At 71.9% G+C, this 6,552-nt stretch carries 1 protein-coding gene and 1 pseudogene; one reads left to right on the top strand and one right to left on the bottom strand.

Translation table 11 applies throughout. The features are described from left to right. Positions 1–724 precede the first annotated feature (724 nt). On the bottom strand, positions 725–859 hold the full coding sequence (locus AOZ49_RS33850; protein ID WP_255353704.1) for a hypothetical protein: 135 nt from the start codon (positions 857–859) through the stop codon (positions 725–727). Positions 860–1,344: 485 nt separating this feature from the next. Here AOZ49_RS33850 and AOZ49_RS21560 point away from each other — a divergent pair. After that, positions 1,345–6,552: pseudogene (locus tag AOZ49_RS21560) on the top strand (hypothetical protein); the annotation flags it as partial.

Genomic DNA, 6,552 nt, shown 5'->3' with positions numbered 1-6,552 from the left:
TGACGTTGTCGGGGCCCAATATCATCCAGGGCGGCGTGGTGCGCGCGCCGCTCGGCTCGATTCTGTTCATGGGGCCCGAAGGCGCGCCGTCCAGCGTGCGCTTCCTGGCCGGCAGCGTGACGTCGATCAGCGGCCAGGGGATGGTCATGCCCTATGGCGGCACCACCGACGGCATCAAGTACCTGTACGGCGGGCAGGAGATCCGGACCAGCGGCGTGGGCGGCAATGACACGAACGGCGCGCCATCCCGCATGATCCAGATCAACATGAAATCCGTCGTGGCCGAGGCCGGCTCGCTGCTGGACCTGTCCGGGGGCGGCGAACTGACCGGCGCCGCGTTCGTGCGCGGACGCGGCGGCTCGGTGGACGTGCTCAAGTACGCCATGGCGGACGCCAATCCCGGCTTCGGTTTCAGCAAGTCCGGCAATGCCGTCTATGCCATCGTGCCCGGCTTCGGCGGCGACTATGCGCCGGCCACGAAAGACGCCGCCATGCCTGCGTACGGCCAGCGCGTCACCATCGGCGCCGGCGTGCCGGGCTTGCCGCCCGGCACCTACACGCTGTTGCCCGCCAATTTCGCCATGCTGCCGGGCGCGTTCCGCGTCGAGGCCGGTGCGCCGGGCGTGTTCGACGCCGCGCAGGCCGCGCCGACCCGCGGCGGCTCCTGGGTGACCACGGGCCGGATGACGGCGCCGGGTGTCAACCCGGGCGCGGTGCCCGCCAGTCAGCTGCTGGTGACGCCGGGCGACGTCGTGCGGCGCCATGCGCAATACAACGAGACCTCGTACAACGCCTTCCTGGTGGCCAACGCGGCGCGCACCGGCACGCCGTTGCCGATGCAGCTGGCCGACGCGGGCATGCTGCGCCTGAAGCTGACGCCGGGCGCGGGCCGCGAAGGCACGCCGGCCCTGTCGTTCGGCGGCGTGGCGCGCTTCTCCGCGGCGCCGGGCAGCACCGGCGCGGGCGGCACCCTGGCCGTGGACGTGCGGGGCGGCGGCCTGGAAATCCTGGGTCCGGGGCAGGCGCCGGCCCTGGCGGGCCCTGGCGTGGCCGTCTCCGCGGACGCGCTCAACGCCTTGCGTCCGGCCCGCATGGTGCTGGGTGGCGTGATAGGCGCCTCCACCCAAGCCGATTCGCTCGGCGCGATCAGCCTGGCCGGCGACGCCCAGCGCGTGCTGGTGCGCGGCGGCGCCAGCCTGTATGCGCCGGAGATCGTGCTGTTCTCACCCGACAACGGCAATATCACCATCGAGCAGGGGGGCCGTCCTGTCCACCGTCGGGCTGGGACCGGCGCCGCAGGACGCGCGTGGCGGCTATTACTATTCGGTCCAGACCAACGGCGCGTTGGTCCTGTCCAATGGGCTGGTCAACCTGCGACCGCCGACGCAAGACGGCCGCGTGGCCATCGACATCGGCGCCTGCCCGGGCATCTGCTCGGGAACCACGCGCCTGGTGTCGGAAGGCACCCTGGGCGCGGCCACCAACGGCGCCTTCACTTTGCGCGACAACGTCGAGTACGGTACGCGCAACCTGATGCTGAGCGTGTCCGGCCTGAACCTGGGCTCGCCGCAGGCGCTGGCCCAGGCCGCGGCACAAGGACAATTGCCGCCCGGACTGGCGCTGGACCAGGATGCCCTGGCGCGGCTGCTGCGCGGCAATACGGCGTTGGGCGCGCCCGCGCTGGAAAGCCTGATCTTCAACGCCGCCGAATCCATCAACGTGTATGGCGCGGTGACGCTGGACACCCGCGCCGCGGCCGGTCCCTCGGCCTTGCGGCGCCTGGTGCTGGGCGCGCCGGCCGTGTATGGCTATGGCGCGGCGGGCGACACGGCGCGCATCAGTGCGTCGGAATTCGTCTGGGCCGGCTCGGTCAGGGCCGCGACGGCCGGCAACGCGCCGTTGGGCTACGACCAGCCGGCGGCGCCGGGCGGCGCGGTGCTGGATCGCCTGGGCGACGGCAGCCTGACCATCGCGGCCGATGTCATCCGTTTCGATTACTCGCCCTACACGGTGCCGGCCTCGCTGGTGCCGGCCAACCGGCTGGCGCTGGGCTTTGCCGCGGTCAACCTGGAGGCCGCCCAGATGATCACGGGCGCGTCGACCGGCAGCCTGCACGTCTATCACAAGCAGAACGGCTATGTGGCGGGAGAAGGCTGGCGCTACCAGGGCGGCGATCTGACGCTGCGCACGCCGCTGTTGACCGGCGAGGCGGGCGCGACGCTGGCGTTGCGCGCCGGCGGCGCGCTGGCGCTGACGGGCACCGGCGCCGTGGCGCCCGCCCGCGACGTGCTGGGCGCCACGCTCGATCTGAAGGCGCAGCGCGTCACGCTGGATTCGACCGTGGCGCTGCCGTCGGGCAAGCTGACCGTCAAGGCCGATGGCGACATCACCTTGGGCGCGGGCGCGCGCATCGACCTGGCGGGACGCGCCTTCACGGCGTTCGATGTCACCCGCTACAGCTGGGGCGGCGACCTTGAACTGAACAGCGTGGCCGGCAACATCGTCCAGGCCGCCGGGTCGGTCATCGACCTGTCGGCGCGCAACCAGCGCGGCGGCCGCATGCAGGCCGCCGCGCTGGGCGTGGCCGGCGGCCACGTGGCGCTGGACGGCGTCATTCTGGGCGGGGCCAGCGGCGAGCACGATGCCGGCGGCACGCGCGTGCCCTATGACGGCGCCGAGATCATGCTGCGCGCGCAGACGCTGGCGGATTTCGCCGGGCTGAATCAACGCCTGAACCAGGGCGGCGTCACCGGCGCCCGCCGCTTCCAGCTCAAGCAGGGCGACCTGGTGGTGGGCGACGAGGTGCGCGCGCGCGTGGTCGAGATCAGCGTCGATGGCGGCAGCCTGACCGTCAATGGCCGTATCGACGCCAGCGGCCGCCAGGTCGGCAGCATCCGCCTGGCGGCGCGCGACGACCTGCGCATCAACGGCCTGCTGGACACGCATGGCGCACGCCTGCGCCTGGACAGCTACGGCAAGGTGATCGACGCCGCCAACCGCGCCATCATCGAACTGACCTCGCGCGACGGCATGCTGGTGCTGGACGCCGGCGCGCGCTTCGACCTGCGCGCCGGCACCGACGACCCGAGCCGCCTGGCCGGCCGCCAGCTCGGCACGCTCGACCTGAATGCCCGCCGCCTGGGCGGCGGCGGCGGGCGCGGCGCCATTGCCGGCTCCGGCGACGGCGCCAACGACGTGGCCATCCGCATCACGGGCACGCCGCAGATCCTGGGCGCCAAGACCGTGGCGGTGAATGCCTTCCGCCGCTATGACGACGCGCCGCTGGCGCCCAAGCCCGACGTCAGCGGCAAGACGCCGCAGCTGATCACGCAGGCCTACCTGGACGGCATCGACGGCGAGAGCGTGGCCTTCATGAACGCCGCGCTCGGCAATGGCGCGCTGACCGCCCGGCTGGCGGCGCTGGGCCCGTACCACTTGCGGCCCGGCGTCGAGATCGTCAGCGCCACGCCCGATGGCAATCTGGCGGTATCGGGCGACATCGACCTGTCGAACTACCGCTACGGCCCCAACGCCAACCGCACGGTGGCCGCGCTGCGCGGCTACGGCGAGCCCGGCAAGCTGGTGCTGCGCGCCGGCGGCGACCTGGCCATCCACGGCAGCCTCAACGACGGCTTCGCGCCGCCGCCCGAGACGATCGACGACAGCGGCTGGAAGCTGGTCGAAGGGCGTTTCCTGGGCAATGGCCAGACGCCGTTCGGCGAAGACCTGGTGGTGCCCATCGATGGCGTTCAACTGGAAACGGGCACCGTCTTCCCGGGCGGCCGGGCGCTGAACTACGACCTGCCGGCACAGGCCGCCACGCTGCCGGCCGGCACCGTGCTGCCGATGGCGGCGACACTGAACGGCCCGTTGGCCCTGCCCGCCGGCCTGGTGCTGACCGGCGACCTGACGCTGGCCGACGGCCGCGTGCTGCGCGCCGGCTCGGTGCTGCAGGAGGCGCTGACGCTGGGCGCGGGCGCCCGCCTGGGCGTGGGCTTCACGCTGCGCAGCGAGGCGGCGCTGCAGGCCTTCACCTGGCCCAAGGGCGTGCCGCTGCCGGCGGCGCTCAAGGCCAGCGCGCGCCTGGATCTGGCGCGCGGCTCGCTGATCCCGTCGCAGACTTTCATCGAACTGCCGGGCCATCAACCCATCAACCTGCGTCCCGTCGGCCCGGATGGTCGGCAGGGCCGCAACTGGGCCCTGGCGCCGATGCTGGGCGAAGGCGCCAGCGCCTGGAGCGTGATGGCGGTGGCGGGTGCGGACCTGACGGCGGCCGACATGGCGGCGCGCCGGCCGGACGGGCAGGGCGACATCATCCTGGCCGACACGCACTACGGCCGGCTGGCCTATGGCAGCAAGACCACCACCAACGTATTCATCGGCGAGCGGGTGCTGACGCAGCTCGCCATCGACGAGCTTGAACTCGATCCGTCGTTGCTGGGCACGCCCGTCAAGCCCATCGCCGACGGGTACGAGATGAGCGAGGATACGTTCTGCAATAGCACCGGCTATTGCGAGGCGGGCAAGCGCAAGCTGACGGCGGCGGGTTCGCTCTACTGGTTCGGCGACGAGTCGGGCAAGGGGCGCTACGTGGCGGAGCTGGAGGTCGAGTGGGGCGTTTCCGAGGCGGAATTCTGCGAGGCGGTCAGCTATTGTGAAGGCGGCGGCCGCACCGAGACCACCGTCACGCGCGAGTACCGCTACGCCGACCGCACGCCGCTGTTCAGCGTGCTGCGCACCGGCACGGGCGACCTGTCGCTGCTGGCCGGGCGCGACGTCGGCATGGCGTCGGTCTACGGCGTGTACACGGCCGGCACGCAGTCATCGCTGGGGGCGTCGCTGGACGCGCGCTTCAACCTGCCGCGCGGCACCACCGCCGACGACGCCGTGCTGGGCACCGTCCAGTACGACGGCAAGTACGACGCGGCGCTGGCCGCCTACCGCGCCTGGTATCCGGACCAGGGCGGCAACCTGACCGTGGCGGCGGGCCGCGACATCTATGGCGACGCATGGGCCAAGACCGCCATGAACGCCCAGCGCTACGGCAGCCCGGACGTCGAATACCCCAAGTACCCCAGCGCCGCGCTCAGCAACTGGCTGTGGCGCCAGGGCAGCGTGGGCACGCCGGGGGTGACGGACATCGCTTCGAGCTGGTGGATCAACTTCGGCACGTACGCCAGCAATTCGTCGACCAACGGGGAACAGCCGCGGGTGGTGGGCTTCACCGGCTTCGGCACCCTGGGCGGCGGCAATCTCAGCATCAGCGCCGGGCGCGATGCCGGCGTGCGCGATCCGCGCGGCGACGCGCTGCTCAACAACAATCTGGCATCCGGCCGTTCGCAGGCCCTGGTGGCCGTGGTGGCCGGCACTGGCCGGGTGGTCGGCGGCGACCTGGTGCTGACGGGCGGCGGCGACATGGATCTGCGCATCGGTGGCGCGTACAACCCCAATCTGCGCGCGATGCAGCAGACCGACGGCAGCGCTGGCACGGGCACCGGCTATGCCGGCAACTTCGAGGATGTCGATCTGAACGGGCTGCTGGTCAATCTGCGCGGGCAACTGGCGTTGACGGCGGGCCGGGTGGGCGGCATCGCGCTGACCTATGGCGACGGCGCGCGGCTGCGGGCCCCCGACCAGTCCGCGGTGGGCGGCGGCCGCCCCATGGGCGGGCCGCGCCTGCTGCTGGGCGATGCCGTGGCGTCGTTCGACACGCGCGGCGACCTGGTGCTGGCCGATGCGCCGGACCCCGGCCGCGTGCGCCAGATCAATACCAGCCCCTATACCCAGGGCAGCCTGGCCAAGGGCGGCGGCGCGGAAAGCTGGTTCACGCTGTGGACGCCAAGCACGGCCATCGAACTGTTCTCGGCCGGCGGCAACGTCACGCCGCTGACCACCAACAACACGTTCCGGCCCGGCACGGACCTGCTGACCGACGATACGATCCGGGCCGGCGCGCAGCGGCAGATCAGTTATGTCTACCCCGCCAAACTCAATGTGACGGCGGCCGGCGGCAACGTCATCCTGGCCGCCACCACGCGCGAAGCGGAAAACACCAATCACGTGCTGCTGCTGGCGCCGTCGGCCGCCGGCGAACTGTCGATGCTGGCCAGCGGCTCGATCTTCGCCGCGGACGCCCATGCGGTGTCGATATCGGGCGCGGACACGCCGCTGCCGACGCCGTGGCGTCCCGGGTTCATGGCCGTCAACGGCGGCGATATGGGCAGCCAGACGATCCTGAACACCTCCGTCGAGGGCAACCGGTTCTGGCAGAACTCGGCCAAGCCCCTGTTCGTGTTCGGACCCAATACCCCGCTCGATGCCGCGCCGCGCCAGACCGAAGGCGAGGTGGCGCGCCTGCATGCCGTGAATGGCGATATTGTCGGCCTGCGCGTCGGCGCCGAGACGCGCATGACGGCGGATGTCTTCCAGGGGCGGCCGCGCACCGTGCTGACCTGGTACGAGGCCGCGCTGCCGGTCTCGGTGCGGGCGGGGCGCGACATCCTCGGGATGGGCGCGCTGGGCCTGCACAGCAACGCCAATGACCTGTCGCAG

Origin of the sequence: Achromobacter sp. 2789STDY5608615 (assembly GCF_001298995.1) — a bacterium.
In the GTDB taxonomy this organism is placed as follows: Bacteria; Pseudomonadota; Gammaproteobacteria; order Burkholderiales; family Burkholderiaceae_B; genus Achromobacter; species Achromobacter insuavis.
The sequence above is the reverse complement of the archived record's forward strand: the minus strand, read 5'-3'. Positions and strand labels throughout refer to the sequence as shown.